We start from the raw sequence: 17,850 nt of genomic DNA, 5'->3' as shown, positions 1-17,850 counted from the left end.
ATAAAGGGGTTCTTAGATGTGCAAATAGCTAGAAAAATATACCTATTCATTCTATTTTTAATCATATTAAATCTTATTTCTTATGTGGAGGCTTTGGAGGATAATGAGATATTAATTTTAAACTCCTATTATAGAGGGTATAATTGGGAAGATGATATTAACAATACTTTGCTTAAAGGCTTGGGTTCTGGTAAGAATAATATTCATATTGAGTATATGGATATTCATCATGCTAACGGTGAGTCTTATCTTAATAGATTATATGATATCTATAAGTCTAAATATCAAAATTATCAATTTGACCTTATTATTGCTGTTGACAATGCAGCTTTTGATTTTTTATTGAGATATAAAGAAGATTTATTTCCTCAGGCATCGGTGGTCTTTTGTGGAGTAAATAATTTTGACGATAAACTTCTTGCAAGAAAGCAAGGCTTTACAGGTGTAGTAGAGAAAGTAGATCTGATAGGTACTCTAGACATTGCTTTACAATTACATTCAGATATAGATAAAGTAGTATTATTTGTAGATGATACCTCTATAGGAACTGTTAAAGATGAGATTTTAAAAGAAGAGCTATTACACTACAATAATGAGGTTGAATATGAGATTATTAGAGCAGAGAGTATAATAATAGCTCAAGAGAAGGTTAGAAGTCTAGCTGAAGGTGACATAGTAATTTTGGCAGGAGGCTTTAATGATAAAAATGGTAATAGACTCTCACTAAAGGATACTAGTAATTTATTAGCCAGCAATAGCCAAGTACCAATCTATAGTCTTTGGAAGTTCTTTTTAGGACATGGAATTGTAGGTGGCAAGTTGACTAATGGTCATTATCAAGGGGTCTTTGCTAATGAGTTAGCTAATAAAGTTCTATCTGGAGAGGATATCAATAATATATCTGTTATAAAAGATATCCCTAATCTGTATATGTTTGACTATAAAGAGATGAAGAGGTTTGGTATTAAAGTCTCTAATTTACCTCTAGAAAGTATTATTATAAGTAGAGACCAATCATTTTTTATGAAAAATAAAGATAAGCCGATCTTTCAAGTTATCATCTTTTCTATAATTATTCTACTCTTTTTAGTGATTATTCTCAGTATCAATATATTCAAGCGCAAAAGAGTAGAAGGTGAATTATTGCTTATAAAGGAAGAGCTAGAGAAGAAGGTAGCAGAGAGAACTATTAAATTAAGGCTTGAAAAAGAAAAGCTACATAGTTATTTAGATATGGCTGATGTGGTTTTTGTAGCATTGGATTTAGAACAGAAGGTAACAATGATTAATAAGAAAGGCTGTAAGCTTTTAGGATATCCTAAAGAAGAGATAATAGGTAAGAACTGGTTTGATAATTTTATGAGACAGGAGGATAGAAAAGCAGTAAAGAATTTATTTAAAAATAGAGTTGTCAATAGAGAGAAGTATGAAGAAGGGGAAATCTTTATCACTAAGACAACAGAGAACCTTCTAGTAAGTAGAAGTGGCGAAACTAGAATAATAATTTGGCATAATGCAATCTTAAAAGATAAGAATGGAAACGTTACAGGAACAGTAAGTTCAGGGATAGATGTTACTAAAGAGAGGTTATTAGAAGAGAGATTGGAAAAGAGTATAATTAATATTGATGACCTTCTAAACTTTCCTCCTGAATTAAAAAAGCCTTTGAGCTTGATCTTTTCCTCACTCCATATATTAGATATTAGTGAAATCTCTTTTATAGTTATGGATAGACAGAAGAGATTTGTAATGGCTAATCAAGCAGCTGAAGATGTGTTTGGGTATAATCGGGAAGAGATTATTGGCACTAAGGTATTGGAGTTTATTAAAAAAGAGGAGAGAGATGAGGTAGATCAAACTCTTAACAATATATTAGCCCAGAGATTGAAATTACCATTCTATATTGAGATTAGCTGTTTAACTAAGGATGGCAGAGAGAGGATAATAGCTTGGTATATCTCTATTTTAAAAGATGACAATGGAGTTGTGCAAGCTATTTTTAGTACAGGTGTGGATATTACTGAACGTAAACTATTAGAAGAGAAGCTAGAATATAATAAATTGAAGGTAGAGTTTTTTGCTAATTTGACCCATGAGCTAAAGACCCCTCTAAATCTAATCTTCTCAGCTGCCCAAATGCTAGAGATGTATCATAAAAAGAAGCTGCCAGCTGCAGAGCAAGAAGATGTAACAAGATATCTTAATATTATTAAACAGAATGGATATAGGCAGTTAAGACTGGTCAATAATTTAGTAGATATCACTAAGATTAATTCTAATTCCTTTAAGTTAGATTTAAAAAATCAAGATATAGTAGAGTCAGTTAGAGAAATTACCCTCTCTACAGCAGAGTATATTAAGAACAAGGATAGAATATTAGAATTTGATTCAAAACTTGATAAAAAGGTAATAGTCTGTGACTTCTTTGCTATAGAGAGAATTATTTTAAACTTATTATCTAATGCTGTAAAGTTTACAAATGAAGGTGATAAGATAATGGTGGAGTTATATCAAGCAGATAATAAGGTTATAATCTCTGTTAGTGATACTGGAATTGGAATAGAAGCTAGCAAGTTAGAGTTTATTTTTGATCGATTCAGACAGATTGATAAATCCTTTAGTAGAAATACTGAGGGAAGTGGTATCGGTCTTGCTATTGTCAAGCTGTTGGTGGAGTTACACAATGGGAGTATAAAGGTAGAGAGTCAGTATGGTCAAGGAAGTAACTTTATTATTGAATTACCAGATGTTGAATTGAAACAGGAAGATAATAAGATAGCTGTTAATAATAATATAGGAAATTTAGTTGATATAATTAATCTTGAATTTTCTGATGTTTATGGTCTATAGTTATTAGTTCTTATAATTGAATTTATGTTAAAATAAAAGCCCCATCAAGTTACTTGATGGGGCTATCTATATTAAAAGGTAACCTTGAAGATTACCTTTAATCTTATTATATGCAAAAGGAGAAAAATAAGTACTTGATTCCTAAAAAGATTATGTTAGCATTGTATATTAAATACAATTTTCTTCATTAACCTTTAGCCTGATATAACCATTAAACTATGATGCTGTATTTCTTATTAATGAATATTGGATATTTATGTATAATTATAGATGAAAAGGTTACCATATCTTAGTAATAAGGTTAGGGGGGATTTTTTTGGACACAAGAAGTTTAGGCAGAATGGGAGAAGAATTAGCTAAATTATTTCTAGAAAAAGAAGGATATCAGATTATAGAAGAGAATTTCTGGTGCCGTTATGGAGAGATAGATTTAATAGCTTTGCAAAAGGACTATCTAGTCTTTATAGAGGTTAAATTAAGCAGCAATAAATCATATATGAACCCACAGGAGAAGGTTGATTATAGAAAACAGAAGAAGTTAGAGCAAGTAGCTAGATACTATTTGAGTAATAAGCAAGTAGAGAGTGATTTTCGTTTTGATGTAGTAGCAATCTCTGGAGACAAAAGAGATAGGGAGATAGAATTATTTAAGAATGCTTTTTATTGTTAGGAGGAAGTTAAATGTTAGCAAAAGCTATAAGTAATGCAGTATTAGGAATAGATGGATATCTGGTAGAGGTGGAAGTTGATTTGGCTAAGGGATTACCTGCTTTTAATATAGTAGGATTGCCTGATGTGGCTGTTAGAGAGGCCAAGGAGAGGGTACGTTCTGCCATTAAGAACTCTGGTTACCCCTTCCCAATTAAGAGGATAACTGTCAATTTAGCCCCTGCCGATATTAAAAAGGAAGGAGCAGCTTTTGACTTACCTATTGCAATCTCTATTTTAGCAGCTTCAGGCCTGATAGATAATAGGAGATTGGATGATTATGCATTGATTGGAGAACTCTCTTTAGATGGCCAGATTAGAGGTGTCAAAGGGGTTTTATCGATGGCATTGGCGGCAAAAGCGGAAGCTAAAAAAGGTTTTATTCTACCAGTTGAAAATTCTCAGGAGGCTTCTGTAGTAGAGGGATTAGAAGTAATTGCTGTCAAGAATTTAGAGGAGACTATTGCTTATCTTAATGGGACTTTAAAGATTGATGCTATTAAAGAGAATTATCAATTGTCTAATAATCAAGAGTATAAGATTGACTTTTCTGATGTTAAGGGGCAAGAAGCTGCTAAGAGAGCCTTAGAGGTTGCAGCAGCAGGTGGTCATAATCTGATTATGATTGGACCGCCAGGGTCAGGAAAGACGATGCTGGCTAAGAGATTACCTACTATATTGCCTAGTTTGACTAAAGAAGAAGCTATTGAAGTTACTAGGATTTTCAGTATAATGGGTCGGCTGGCAAAGGAAAAATCTCTAATTACCAATCGACCCTTTCGTAGTCCCCACCATACAACCTCTGATGTTGGTCTAATTGGAGGTGGGAGGATTCCAAAGCCTGGTGAGGTCAGTTTAGCTCATCATGGTGTTCTATTTTTAGATGAACTGCCTGAGTTTAAGAAGAATGTATTGGAGGTTTTACGCCAGCCTTTAGAAGAAGGAAGGGTTACTATCTCAAGAGCATTAACTAGTTTAGATTATCCTGCTAAATTTATGCTGATTGCAGCGATGAATCCCTGTCCTTGTGGTTATTATGGGGATATCAAACAGGAATGTGCTTGTACTCCTAAGCAAGTTAATCGCTATCTTAGCAAAATATCAGGTCCCTTGCTTGATAGAATTGATATTCACCTTGAAGTTCCTCGCTTAGAGGTTGAAGAGTTAACTAATTATCAAAAAAGTGAAAGTTCTGTTGATATCAAAAAGAGGGTAGAAGTGGCAAGAGAGCTTCAAGCAGCTAGGTTTAAAGCTGAAGAGATTAACTGCAATGTAGAGATGACTAGCTCGATGGTAGAGAAATACTGTATTATGAATCAAGCTGCCGTTAATTTATTGGAGCAGGCGATTACCAGGTTAAACCTAAGTGCTAGAGCCTATGATCGGATATTGAAATTGGCTAGGACTATAGCTGATTTAGCAGGTGAAGAGATAATCTTATCAGAACATATAGCTGAAGCAATACAATATCGGAGTTTAGATAGAAAGTATATTGGTGGAGTATGAGTTTAAAGTGAAATTTAATTGATGTATTGCGACAGTTTAGTAATCAGTAACGAGTGACAGGTAACGAGTAAAAATCTCCTCTCGTCACTTGTTACTGTCGTAATATCTCTATATAATGATAAATTTGAATTATACTTTAAAGCTATAGGATAAACTCTATTCTTTCATTTTATTATACTCTCTTATCAGGAATTCAAAAAATAATATAGTTAACGGTTGAACTACTAAGTATACAATTGAAGAATAAGCAAGGTTCCAGTTTTTATACTTATATATATCAAAAAGGACCATTATCCATTCAAAGCAGGTTGAAAATAGTGACCAGCTTATTATATATAAGCAGAGGTAGACGCCTCTAGGTTTTATCCAATCATAGAGGTAAACAAATAAATATCCAAAAGGGGCAAAGATCAAATAAGTAAATAGTCCAAAGAATTCATATTTTCCAGTATCCATAATATCATAAAAATCTATCCCCATTACATGAGCAGAAGCTAAGAGATGATCTGCTAAGCGTGCTATAGTAAATGCTTCTAATAAGATTAAAATAGTAATAACCTTTGGGAAACGTTTGGGAAGAAAACGAATGATTAATATTAATAAGAATAACACAGTTATAAGAAAAATTTCATTTTTATCAAAGCTTTTAGGTAAAGGTAGCATTAGCAATCGACCTCATCAGAAATAGATTTATTAAAGGCTTTGTTTAAAAGATAGATAATTAACAATAATGAAATCCAATAAAGGGCACTTTTTAATGAAGTCCATTTCTTATAGATAATAATTTTATTAGATAACAGCGTATATTCTATAAGAAAAAGTGAAGCTAAGCAGAGAATAATCAAATTAAATTTTTGTAGTCTAGATTTACTAGCACTGAGATAATTAAAGTATAGAATAATTATTAAGGGAAAAAAGCTTGTCTGCATCAAGAAAAATAAAAGTACTAAATAAAAATTAGAGGACAATTTAATATACTCTAAATTTAGTATCAATATATCAAAAGATGTTGTGATTAAAAAGGATAGTACAAAGTACATAAATATATTTTGAAATAAATTTAAACTTTTTTCAATTCTAAAGAAAGTGATGATTAATACTATAGTTAGGGCAAGCAAAAATACGATAATCATTATTATATCCTCCAGATTTATTAGTAAGAGAATTCTATTATTTATAAGCTTATCTTCCTTTATCTTAAGATAGAAGTAGATATTTTATTCTATATATTCACTATCTTTTCTCAAATTATAAATTAATATAGGAATAAATATGATCATGAATATAAAACTTACCTTAACAAAAGCTATTATTAGATTAGAGTGTAATCAATCATAGAAACACTGAGAGGTTAAAAACTATGGAGATATTGCACATCTGTATATCTATTCTATTTTTGGAAATTATGCTTAAGTAAGGTGATTGGAAGAAATGGAGAGAATATTATCCCACAGTTTTATATATGTGCATGGGAGATTTAATCTATAATTTCTTAACTAAGGATGAAAAGTTATGGCGATGGGAGTCTCCAGTCTTTACCCATACTTTTTTGGATATACTATGGATCTTTACAATCTTTCCAGCGATAGTTATAGTTTTTTGTCTAATTAACCTAAAAATTAAAGCAGAAATTGATTCATATAGGTAGTTTTATTAGCGGCTATGCCATGCTTGAAGGAGGGTTATTTACATTAGGTTATATAACCTATCATAATGGGTGGAGGTATTTATATAGTTTAATATTCTATTTTGTGATGTTTCCGATGCTCAGGCTCCATTATAAAAGACCAATTTTAGCATGGATTCTTTACTTTATATTTGCTTATGCTCTATTATATCTATTTGGTCTGCCTTTAAGGATTTTACAGACTAATTAAAGGTTGTAACGTAAGGAGGAAGATCGAGATGGCTTTTTTAATAATTTCTATAATTATCTTTAATCTAATAGCTTATGTTATTACTAAAAGAATTACACTGATTGAAATATATACAACAAGAGAATGTTTAAATTTGTAAAAACATATCAGACATATAATTCTAAGTATAGATAATATACCTAATAGTAAAATAAATCAGCAGAGTTGAGATGATTAGCAATCCATAAAGAAGATACTTCTTTCTAATCTTCTCATAGAACATTCCTAAAAATACTGTTATCTCTAGGACTAGAATATGTCTAATAAAGTCAGCAATAGTTAAGACTCTATCACTAAAGAGTATCTTGTAGCTAAAGAAGTCATAATTTAGGAGTATTAGGATTAAAGTAAAAGAGAATAAGGTTCCAGAGAATATATTTCTAGTCAAGCTTACCTTCAATTCGCTGATCTCTTCTTTAGAGAATAAGGTGTTTTTAAAAGCATTTAGGGTAGTTAGAAGGAGAATATTGACTGAGTAAACAGGGATAGTTGTAGTTAGTGCAAGAGCTATAAGTTTAGCTGGTTTATCAGACCAAAGTAGTGAGAAGTTCTTAGTATATAATTCTATAATCAATACACCGGTAAAGAGCATTGAAACTACTAAAAATAAAATTGATAGAGCTCTTTTACTATAAGAGGAAATGGTTTGAAAATAATGAGAGAATCTTTCACTCAAAGGCTTATCACTAATGGTAGTATTCTCTTCAAAGTTAACCTTAGATTTATTTTCATTTACCTGCTCTGTTTTTATTTCAATTTCCTCTTGATTTAGGTCGATTATTTTATTCTGATCCTCTTTATTATCAAACAAAATATCAGCCACCTTTCTCTATGATTTTAATATTCCTTGATGTATTAATTTTAATTCTATATTAGCTTTAAAACACCTTTGTTTTAAGAATATATAGTTATTAAATTAAGTCAATTATGAAATTGAATTATAGTAATTAATAATTTTTGAGAAGAGAATATAAAAATCCAAACCATAAGATACTCTACTTTAAGAGTTATTATGGTTTGGATTTATTAATTATCAACCTGTGCATACTCTATTTCTTCCTGTCTGTTTAGCCTGATATAAGGCATAGTCTGCTTCTTCGACTATACTATTTAAATTTGTGGTCTTATCTGGATAAGTAGTTATTCCAAGAGAGACAGTAATATTTATTTTTTGTTGATCTGATAAGACAAATTGATGCTTTTCTACATTCGTTCTAATCCGTTCTGCTACTGCTATGGCTTTTTTGTTAGGGCAATCAGGTAGTAGGATACAGAACTCTTCCCCACCAGTTCTTGATACTATATCAAGGTCTCTACATGAACTAGACAGAACTTTAGCCAATTCTTTTAAGACATAGTCACCTGCCACATGGCCATAAGTATCGTTTATTCTTTTAAAGTGGTCAATATCTAGAATGATAATAGAGAGGTCTTCCTTATTTTTGTCTAGTTTTGTTATCATATCATTGAGTTTATTATCAAAGCTTCTAACATTATTAAGACCAGTCAGAAAATCTTGAGTAGCCTCGATTTTAAATTTTTTATAAAGGCTATTTGATACTGTAATGTAATTAGAAAAGTGATACACTAATAGGCCTGTAATTATAGACATCATTATAAAATAAATAGTTGATTCTAAGACCAAGTCATTCTCCTTAGCAGCAAGCAATAGGTCTGTAGATATAATTGCCATATTAACTATATTCATATATAACCACTTTCTTTTTTGGGAGGTATTCAGTTGGCTGATTAGTCCACTAATTATCCCTAATAAGACAATAATAGAGCCTGCTGTTATTGATAAAGAACCAATAGGAAAATAATAGATGCGAAAGGCAGCTATTATCAGAGCAGTTATTATAGAGGAGCTTAGTCCACCATAGATAGCTACAATAATAATTGCAAAGTGTCGTAAATCCAAGACTATCTCAGGAGAGATTCTTACACTAAAAATCATTAATATACTGCCTAAAAGTCCTGAGACAATACCACCAAAAACCCTTATTTTGAGTGGAGCAGAAGGGGATAGTGTAGTATCTTTAAAGATCTCTCCACCCAAAAATAAGAAGGAAATTAAAATACTACTATTGATAAAGAGGTCTTTTAGCATAAGACTAATAGCTCCTTTATATTAAAATTTAGAAAAATGGCAATGATTCTCATTAAAATTATATAATAGCTGCTAGCAAATATCAATATTTTGATTTTGGGTCTATAACCAGTATAATTGTTTTATTGGCATATATAGTTGGAGTTCTAAAATTTGAATATACTGTTATATAAAGATAAAGCGACACTTTTGAATTTATAATCAATAATGTATAATTTACAGCTAAAAAGATTTTAAAGTCGAAAAGAATTATTGTTTGAGTGAAGCAAAAATTGAGTTTGAATTTAGAGTACAATTAAGAAGTTTTAATTAGAGAACCCAATCTAATGTGAATAATTAATATTTTGATTGCTGAGTGAGTCTTAATTCTTTTCTAGATCTTTTGGTTACTTTTGGGGCAATGCTAAAAGTAACCTGCCTTTAGGCGGAACCTAAGAAGTTATGTTTACTTTTTAAAAAGTAAAAGTTAAGCATCACTTTAGATTTGAAGATCTATATAAACAAGTGTAACTCATAATATATTTTATTTATTTAGATTAACAACAGGATAGTCGTGATTAGTATAGAATCTAGTAGTGTAGAGAAAATTTTAATTATAGTAGCAATTAGAATAGGAGCTGGTTTGATGGAGAAAAGGGATATGATCTTATTTGATTTAGATGGAACCTTATTGAGGATAGATTTTGATAATTTCTTGAATAGGTATTTTAAGGCTTTGACAGGAGAGTTTACAGATTTGGCTAAACCAGAATTATTTATCAAGGTGTTGATGAAGTCTACTCAAGAGATGATAGTAAATGATGGGACTTTGACCAATGAAGAGGCTTTTATGGCTTCTTTCTTTTCTATGATAGAAGTAGAGGATATAGAAGCTACCAAAAGTAGATTTAACAGCTTTTACAAAGATAAATTTCCGTTACTAGGTCAGAATGTCAAGGCTAATACTAAGGTTTTAGAGATGATAGAGTTATTGAAAGACTTAGGTTATACTATGGCTATAACTACTAACCCATTATTTCCAAGAGAGGCTATCTTGCAGCGGATTAGCTGGGCTGGTCTAAATCCTGAAGATTTTGTGCTAGTAACCAGCTATGAAGAGATGCATTATGCTAAGCCTAATTTAGCCTACTTTCAAGAGGTGATTGATAAATTGGATGTTAGTGCTAAATCATGTATTTTAGTTGGTAATGACTTGCAAGAGGATATTGTGGCAGGTAGACTAGGGATTAAAACCTTCTTAGTAGAAGACTATTTAATTGATCGAGGGTCAGAAGAAGAGATTATTCCAGATTGGAGAGGAAGCTTGGGGCAGTTTGTAGACTATATTAAAGAAAATTTCTAATATATTATAAAAGCTACATATTTGCCAGATGATTGACCAATAAAATGGTAGATTATCTGGTTTTTGTTTATCTAAATCAAATTTATTATAGACATTATATTTAAGCATATAATGAAATTTATTTGATAAAAGTATCAGTAAGTGTTATTGAGTGAAGAATATAATTTTAGAATATAAGAATAGGAGCAGATAAGATATGTTAAATAATGTTAATCGCAAGAAATTGATTATACTAGTATTTTTTATGATGTTTATCTTTGGAATTATAGCCAATTTAAGAGGTCAGATTGGTCCTCTAATACAGCAGGATTATCAAATTAACCACTCTAAGCTAGGGCTTGTTCTAGGGTGTCTCTCTATTGGAGGAATTATTGCTAATTTTTTAAGTGGAATCTCGATACAGAGGTTCAGTTTAAAGAAGGTACTAATAGCAGGAACCTTGTTGTCAATTTTAAGCTTTATCTGGCTTAACTATATTAGTCAGTATTATTTACTTATTATAGTTATTTTGACTATAGGTATAGGTTTAGGTATTATAAATATTTCGATGAATACTCTAGCCTCTGAAGTGTTTACTAGAAACAAGGGTAAGATGATGAATCGCTTACATCTATTCTTTGGAATAGGTGGAGTAATTACTCCTATTTATGCCAATGCCATTTTAGGTCTAGGCTTTGAATGGGAGATGATTTATACCTTTTCAATCATATTGGTATCAGCTATTCTTATTTTTACTATGTATTCTAAATTTCCTAAAGCAGATACAGTAAGTGAGAATACAAAGAAGGAAGATATCAGCTTTAGAGGAGTATTAAAGGATGCTAGGGTAAGAGTCTTTGCCTTAATGTTCTTGGCTAATGGTGGTGGAGAGTTAGGTGTTGTTACTTGGTTGGTGCTTTATTTAAAGGAAATTCAAGGAAGAAGTGAAGTTGAGGCAGGTTTTTATTTTTCATTATTCTTTATCTTATTTAGTACAGGGCGTTTTTTGGCAAGTGTGATAGTAGAGAGAGTAGGGTATTTACGTTTAGTATTAATCTCAGCTATCGGTTCCTTAATCTCTGTCTTATTAGGGATTTTTGGTCCTGACTCCTTTGCTATCTTCTTCTCCATTTCAGGATTATTTATAGCTACCCATTTCCCCACAATGCAAGCAACGATGTTTGAAATCTTTGATAAGAATCTCCCTACTATCATTGGTCTTACAATGACCACAGGGAGTATAGGAGCTATTCTTTTAGGTAATCTATTTATTGGATTTTGTAATGATTTATTTGGTATAAGACTTGGTTATGGAGTAGTTATATCATACTTTTTATTGTTGGCAGGGTTGATTATCTATCTAAATAAATATTTAGATAGATATCGATTATTTAAGATGGATTAAATTCTAATTCGTACAATTCGTGTTAAAGTATTTTAGTTTTTAAGAAATTTATCATTAAGGGCATATCCTATATATGCTCTTTTTTTAATTTTAAAGATATATTTTCTAAATAAAAATCTACTAGAAAACGCAATGGTTGCAAGTGCAACTAACTTATGTTAATATAATAGTTGCAGACGCAACCAAATTAAAAGTAACAGTTATTTGATTAATTTTCTTGAAGGAGGTCAAGATGGAGTTAAATAAACCAGTTGGAAAGTGGATTTTAGGTATTCATAAGCATAATGAAAAATTTATTAGTGAGAGGTTAAAAGATTATAATTTAAATCGGAGTCAATCTAGCATTTTAATCTATCTTTATAATAATGGTGATGGGATTAATCAAGAAGAGTTGACTTCTGAGATGGGTGTTGACAAGTCTACAATTTCTAGAGGAATTAAAAGTTTAATTAAAGGTGGATATATCTTTAAAAAACGCTCACAAGATGATAAAAGGGTCTACTTGATTTATTTAAGTGATAATGGAAATAAACTAAGGAATTTAATTAAAGATACATACCGAGAGTGGTTTTCTATAATAATGGAGGGGATTCCAGAAGAAGAGGTAGATATTATATTGAAGAATTTAGAGATATTGTTCAATAAGATTAAAGATGATGAATTTAAAATTCTATAATCTTGCTTAAGGAGGGATTAAATTGAATAAAATTTTTAATCATTCCAAATTAATTATAGTGATAATCTTTATCTTGACAGCATTTTTTGCCTATCAACTTCCGGATTTAAAGATAAATAATGAGGTTGATATCTTCTTACCTAATGATCATCCATCAAGAGTTGCTAATCGGAGGATGGAGGATATTTATGGTGGTTCAGAGACAATGGTAATAGCTATTGATGCTAAAAAAAGCACTATCTTAGACAAAGATAATATTAAGTTGATTAGTGAGCTGACAGATAAACTAGAAAACATCAAGAATGTTAATGATGTCAAATCGCTATCTAATGCTGATTATATAGATGGAACAGCAGAAGGGCTAGAAGTAGCACCTTTAGCCAAAGAGATTCCTAAAAACTCTCAAGAAATTTCAGAGATAAAGAGAAAGCTAATCTCTTGGGATATCTATAAGGGGAATCTTTATACCAATGATTTTAAAGCAAGCCAAATTATGATTAAATTAAAGGCTGGAGTAGACATTAAAGCAAAAGAAGATGTCTATTTTAAGATTAAGGATATATTAAAAGGATATAAGCAGGATGATTTAAAGTTCTATATAGCAGGCTCTCCAGCAGTAACAGTATTATTAGGGGAGAATATGCAAAGTGATTTAAAGCGTTTGATTCCTTTTGTAATTTTGGTAGTACTTATATCATTATATCTTTCTTTTAGGAATTTAGGAGGAGTAGTATTACCAATTATGACAGTATTGATTAGTACTGTCTGGGCATTAGGGATTATGGCTATATTCGGGATTAATCTAACTATGGTATCTACAGTAATTCCTGTACTATTAATAGCAGTAGGAAGTGCCTATGGAATACATATTATTAGCCATTATTATGATGAAATTAGAAGCTCTAAAGGTGAATTAAGTCCACAGGAGAATAAGGAAATCGTCTTAGAAGTTGTTACAAAGGTAGGAAAGCCAGTAGCTTTGGCAGGAATAACAACAATAGTTGGCTTTGGTTCGTTAGCTACAAGTCGGATAATGCCGATTAAATATTTTGGAATCTTTACAGCAATAGGTGTGGCTACAGCTCTGATAGTAGCAATTACTTTAATACCAGCAATTTTGATAGTAAGAAATAAAGAGTTAAAGTATCAAGATAAGGATGATAAGCAGGAAGGTCTGTTAAACAGGATTTTAATGGGGTTATATCAGTATTTTTCTAAAAGAAGAATCAGAGTTCTAGCCTTTACCTTAGTTATAATTATACTCTCAATTATAGGTATGTCAAAGGTGGTTACTGATAGTATACTTGTTGAGATGTTTAAAAAGAAAACTGAGATTAGACAGGCTGATAAATTTGCTAATGACAATTTAAATGGTACAAATATTCTTAATGTACTGATTGAGGGTAATCAGAGAGGAGCATTAACAGACCCTGATATCTTAAAGAAGATGGATCAGCTAGGAATTTATTTAAAGGATAACTTTACAGCGGTAGGCAAGGTAACCTCCTTTGCAGATTTTGTGAAAAGGATGAATAAGGTTATGCACTATCCAGCAGAAACATCTAGTCAAAAGAAGAAAACAACCTATAAACAGGATAGTAGCTTTGAAGAGAATACTAGTAGTTTTAGCCAAGAGACGACAAGTAGTTTTGGAGAGAATAGTGATAGCTTTAGCGAAGAAACAACTAGTAACTTCGGAGAGGATACCTCTAATAGCTCTGTAAAGCAAAATAGTGCAGAGGTGAAGATAAAGGGACCATCAACTGAAAAACTATCAGAAAAAGAACTGGCTCTATTATTTAATCAAGCTTTGCTTAAGGCTAAAGAGTTAAATTTAACAGCAGAAGAGTTTGTAGAATTAATCAATAAGAAGCTGAACTATCAAGGGGAAGCCTATAATGAAATTCCTTATGATTTAGATAAATATAATAAGAGTAGTAAAGAGCAACTTTCTCAATTAATTAATGGGTATTTATTGATGTATTCAGGAAGCTTAGATGACTTAATTAATTATCAGTTAGATCCCTCTAAAGCAAGGATGATGGTACAGATTAAAACTGCAAGTAATATCACAACTAAAACTATTGAAGAAGGAGTAGATCAATATGTTGAGAAGAACTTTCCAAAAGGTTATGAGGTGACAGTAGCTGGTACAGCTGATATGTCTTTAGCAGTCAATAATTTGATAGTATCTAGCCAGATTAGAAGTATCATTGTATCTTTGCTAATTGTATTTATTATTGTTGCACTTTCTTATAGATCATTTGTAGCTGGAATATTTGGTATCATACCTCTAGCAATCTCCTTGTTGGTTAACTTTGGATTGATGGGCTTTTTGGGGATTAAGCTGGATATAGGGACAGCAATGGTGGCCTCTATTGCTATTGGTATTGGAGTGGATTATACTATTCACTTTCTATCAACCTATGAAGATGAGAGAAGAGAGACTGATGATTTAGAGGTAGTAACTAAAAATACCCTGTTTACTTCAGGAAAGGCAATTGTTTTTAATGCAGTTTCAGTAGCTACAGGTTTTGCAGTACTATTATTCTCAAACTTTAACCCTTTAGTAAATTTAGGTCTATTAGTAAGTATTACAATGTTTAGCTCATCAGTGGCTTCAATGACTGTCTTGCCAATCTTGTTGAATCTTATTAAACCAAAATTTATCAGTAAAAATAGCAGGGTGGAGGATAATGAAGCTTCTGCTACATTAAATTAATAAGTGGGAGGTATTAAAAGATGAGAAGAATATCAATCGTGGTTTTAATTGTGATTTTAGCCTTGACTAGTCAGGCATTTGCTATGACTGGAAGAGATGTTATGGATAAAGCAAAGGATATTATTAATGATGGTGACAGTATGCATGCTTTAATGGGAATGGATTTGATAGATGATAATGGTGAGGTGCAAGCTCGTAAAATAGAAGTTTGGGGGATTACCTACAATCAGGCTAAGGACTTGTCAAAGGTGGTAATGGAATTTAGAACTCCTGCTTCTATTAAGGGAACAAGGTTCTTACAGGTTGAGAATGACGGTCGTGATGATGATAAATGGATTTATTTACCTTCTTTAGGCAGGGTTAGAAGGATTTCATCATCAGAAGGTAGTAAATCCTTTGTGGGATCTGATTTTACCTATGATGATATGTCTAGTAGAGAAGTAGATGAGGATAGTCATAAGATTTTAAGGGAAGAGAAGTTAGGTGATTATGATTGTTATGTGGTTGAAAGTATTCCTAAGAATTCAAAGGATGCCCAATATGCCAAAAGAATCTCTTGGGTAACAAAAGAACATTTTGTACCTGTAAGGGTAGAAATGTATAGTAAAAAAACAGGTAACTTACAGAAGTTACTTACAGTAAAGCATAACATTAAGAAGATAGATGGTATCTGGACTGTGTTTGATGCACTTATGAAAGATATGGAGAGTGGACATTCTACTAAGTTATATATTATTAGAGGCAAATCAGGGGCACCTTATATTGAATACAATAAGAAGATTAGCCCTGCGAGATTTACTAAAAGGTTCTTAAAGACAGGAAGATAAGAAGATTAATTAAGGAATAGAAACTTAAAGGTGGAGTAATTACTCCACCTTTAATATAAAAGGAGGTTAAATAATGAAAAGATTATTGACATTCTTGATTGTTTTTACTCTAATGTTCAGTTTATCTACAGCAAAGATCTGTGCCTTTGAAAATGCCTTTGAGCAAGATAGCTCTTCTGGTGACAGTGGTTTTGGAGATGAAAATACTTCTAGTCTTGAATTTTCAGGAAGCTTGGAATATAAAATTAGAAGTATCTTAGATAAAAAATCAGATAGTGACTTAAGTTATCCTATAAACTCTGAGGCTGAATTAGAGTTAGGATTAGATTATAGCAGAGATAATTCTGATATAAAGGCTACACTAGCCTTTGATGATAATGGTGATGTAGCTTTAGATGAAGCCTTTATCAGATTATATTATGATGACTTTGATCTAGAAGCAGGCAAGATGAAGGTGGTTTGGGGTAAAGGTGATAAGTTACATGTAGTAGATAATTTAAATGGAGAGGATTTAACTGATTTTATCAATCCTGAGTACTTAGATCGCCAAATAGCAGAGAATATGGTCAAATTAAATTATTATTTGGGTACTGGAAAATTAGAAGCAGTTTATACACCAGAATTTACAGCAAATAAATTAGATAGAGAAGGAGATTGGATGCTCTCTAAGGTTAGCAAAATGAAAGAACTAAAGCCTATAGCTGTTAAGGAGTTTGGCTTAACAGATGCCCTAGAAATAGAAGATAGCTTAGCAGGTGATGAGAGTAATGAGTTTAAAGATGGTCAGTTGGCTTTAAGATATACCAACTCCAAAGGTGGATATGATTATGGCTTTTCAATCTATCAAGGTCGCTTGAAAAATCTTAGTATGGACAAAAGTGCTATTGCAAAGTTAGAGAAAGGAGTCTATAGAGATTCCCAAGCATTTTTAAATGACCTTGATCTACATTATGACGAGGTAACAGTCTTGGGGGCTGAGTTAAGTTCAGTATTGTTTGGTATCAACTCTCGAGGAGAGTTAGCTTATTATTTAACAGATGATAGAAATGGGGATGATCCCACAGTTCATAATAATAAGCTGGCTTGGATTATTGGTGGAGATAGAGACCTTGCACTACATAATGTAAATGTTAATCTTCAAGTTAAGAGTGAATTGATTTTAGACAAGGATAAGGTAGATGATAATCCAGCAGATATAGATTATAGTGAAGATTATTTTACAAATATGATGGTATTAAAGGTCTCTGATGATTTTAATAATCAGAGAATACTACCAGAAGTATCTTTAATGTATAATCTAGAAAGTCAAGACTATATTTTAGATAACCAATTAGAGTTTATTGTCAAAGATGATACCAGTATCAAGTTCAATTATAAATTATTTCAAGGTGATGGTGATACATTATTTGGTCAATTTGATGAAAATGATTATATCTCAATGGTAGTAAATTATGAATTTTAAAACTAGAAGATAAGCTCCTGCCAAAAGGCAGGGGCTTATTTTTTTAATAAAATGAAATCTTGTAATTAGATACTTTAGGATAAAATACCTAATTATAAGATTTTTTACTCTTTAGTAGTCACATTTCTCTTTTAATGGAATAAAAATATATTATAAAGTTAAAATATCCTATACTCATCCAACTTTAGTATCATTATCCCCATTAAATTTCACCTTGGAATTAAATATATATATTTAAATTAGAATAATAATCTTAAATTGCAATATTAAATTGAACTAATTTCAAACTGTAATAATTTGTGTATTTAGTTATATAAAATTTCTCTTACTTGGTCTTCAAATGCTTC

The 17,850-nt window shown here is 31.4% G+C and carries 13 protein-coding genes; 10 read left to right on the top strand and 3 right to left on the bottom strand.

The features are described from left to right. The first annotated feature begins 18 nt into the window (after window positions 1-18). From BX659_RS12565 to BX659_RS12555, 3 genes are all read left to right on the top strand, one after another. Window positions 19-2,850 carry a PAS domain-containing sensor histidine kinase gene (locus tag BX659_RS12565; protein ID WP_097018561.1) on the top strand — a complete coding sequence of 944 codons (2,832 nt, stop codon included), beginning with the start codon at window positions 19-21 and terminating at the stop codon, window positions 2,848-2,850. A 316-nt stretch (window positions 2,851-3,166) separates the two neighbouring features. Next, entirely contained in the window at window positions 3,167-3,520 is a 354-nt protein-coding gene (locus tag BX659_RS12560; protein ID WP_097018560.1) for a YraN family protein, read from the top strand. 11 nt (window positions 3,521-3,531) lie between these two features. After that, a complete protein-coding gene (locus BX659_RS12555) occupies window positions 3,532-5,064 on the top strand; it encodes a YifB family Mg chelatase-like AAA ATPase (protein ID WP_097018559.1) in 1,533 nt (510 codons plus the stop codon). A 156-nt stretch (window positions 5,065-5,220) separates the two neighbouring features. Here BX659_RS12555 and BX659_RS12550 read toward each other — a convergent pair whose 3' ends face one another. Beyond that, entirely contained in the window at window positions 5,221-5,727 is a 507-nt protein-coding gene (locus tag BX659_RS12550) for a hypothetical protein (protein ID WP_097018558.1), read from the bottom strand. An 805-nt stretch (window positions 5,728-6,532) separates the two neighbouring features. On the opposite strand from BX659_RS12550, the gene BX659_RS19055 reads away from it, so the two are divergent. After that, entirely contained in the window at window positions 6,533-6,712 is a 180-nt protein-coding gene (locus BX659_RS19055) for a hypothetical protein (protein WP_097018556.1), read from the top strand. A gap of 389 nt (window positions 6,713-7,101) precedes the next feature. Here BX659_RS19055 and BX659_RS12535 read toward each other — a convergent pair whose 3' ends face one another. After that, complete coding sequence (locus tag BX659_RS12535; protein ID WP_097018555.1) at window positions 7,102-7,791, bottom strand: hypothetical protein; 690 nt, start codon at window positions 7,789-7,791, stop codon at window positions 7,102-7,104. 222 nt (window positions 7,792-8,013) lie between these two features. Further along, window positions 8,014-9,090, bottom strand: a complete 1,077-nt coding sequence (locus BX659_RS12530) for a GGDEF domain-containing protein (protein WP_097018554.1) — start codon at window positions 9,088-9,090, stop codon at window positions 8,014-8,016. A gap of 553 nt (window positions 9,091-9,643) precedes the next feature. Between BX659_RS12530 and BX659_RS12525 the strand changes: the two genes are divergently transcribed. From BX659_RS12525 to BX659_RS12500, 6 genes are all read left to right on the top strand, one after another. After that, the gene (locus BX659_RS12525; protein ID WP_253250769.1) at window positions 9,644-10,432 is read left to right on the top strand and encodes an HAD family hydrolase; all 789 of its coding nucleotides are present in this window, start codon (window positions 9,644-9,646) and stop codon (window positions 10,430-10,432) included. 196 nt (window positions 10,433-10,628) lie between these two features. Then, entirely contained in the window at window positions 10,629-11,816 is a 1,188-nt protein-coding gene (locus BX659_RS12520; RefSeq protein ID WP_097018553.1) for an MFS transporter, read from the top strand. Window positions 11,817-12,048: 232 nt separating this feature from the next. Then, window positions 12,049-12,492, top strand: coding sequence for a MarR family winged helix-turn-helix transcriptional regulator (locus BX659_RS12515; protein WP_097018552.1), 444 nt, complete (start codon window positions 12,049-12,051; stop codon window positions 12,490-12,492). A gap of 22 nt (window positions 12,493-12,514) precedes the next feature. Beyond that, window positions 12,515-15,214, top strand: coding sequence for an efflux RND transporter permease subunit (locus tag BX659_RS12510; RefSeq protein ID WP_097018551.1), 2,700 nt, complete (start codon window positions 12,515-12,517; stop codon window positions 15,212-15,214). 20 nt (window positions 15,215-15,234) lie between these two features. Next, window positions 15,235-16,041, top strand: coding sequence for an outer membrane lipoprotein-sorting protein (locus BX659_RS12505; protein WP_097018550.1), 807 nt, complete (start codon window positions 15,235-15,237; stop codon window positions 16,039-16,041). Window positions 16,042-16,114: 73 nt separating this feature from the next. Beyond that, window positions 16,115-17,503 carry a hypothetical protein gene (locus BX659_RS12500; RefSeq protein ID WP_097018549.1) on the top strand — a complete coding sequence of 463 codons (1,389 nt, stop codon included), beginning with the start codon at window positions 16,115-16,117 and terminating at the stop codon, window positions 17,501-17,503. Window positions 17,504-17,850: the final 347 nt, after the last annotated feature.

This window comes from Orenia metallireducens, assembly GCF_003001995.1.
Taxonomy (GTDB): Bacteria; Bacillota; Halanaerobiia; order Halobacteroidales; family Halobacteroidaceae; genus Orenia; species Orenia metallireducens_B.
This window is presented reverse-complemented; position numbering and strand designations above follow the sequence as displayed.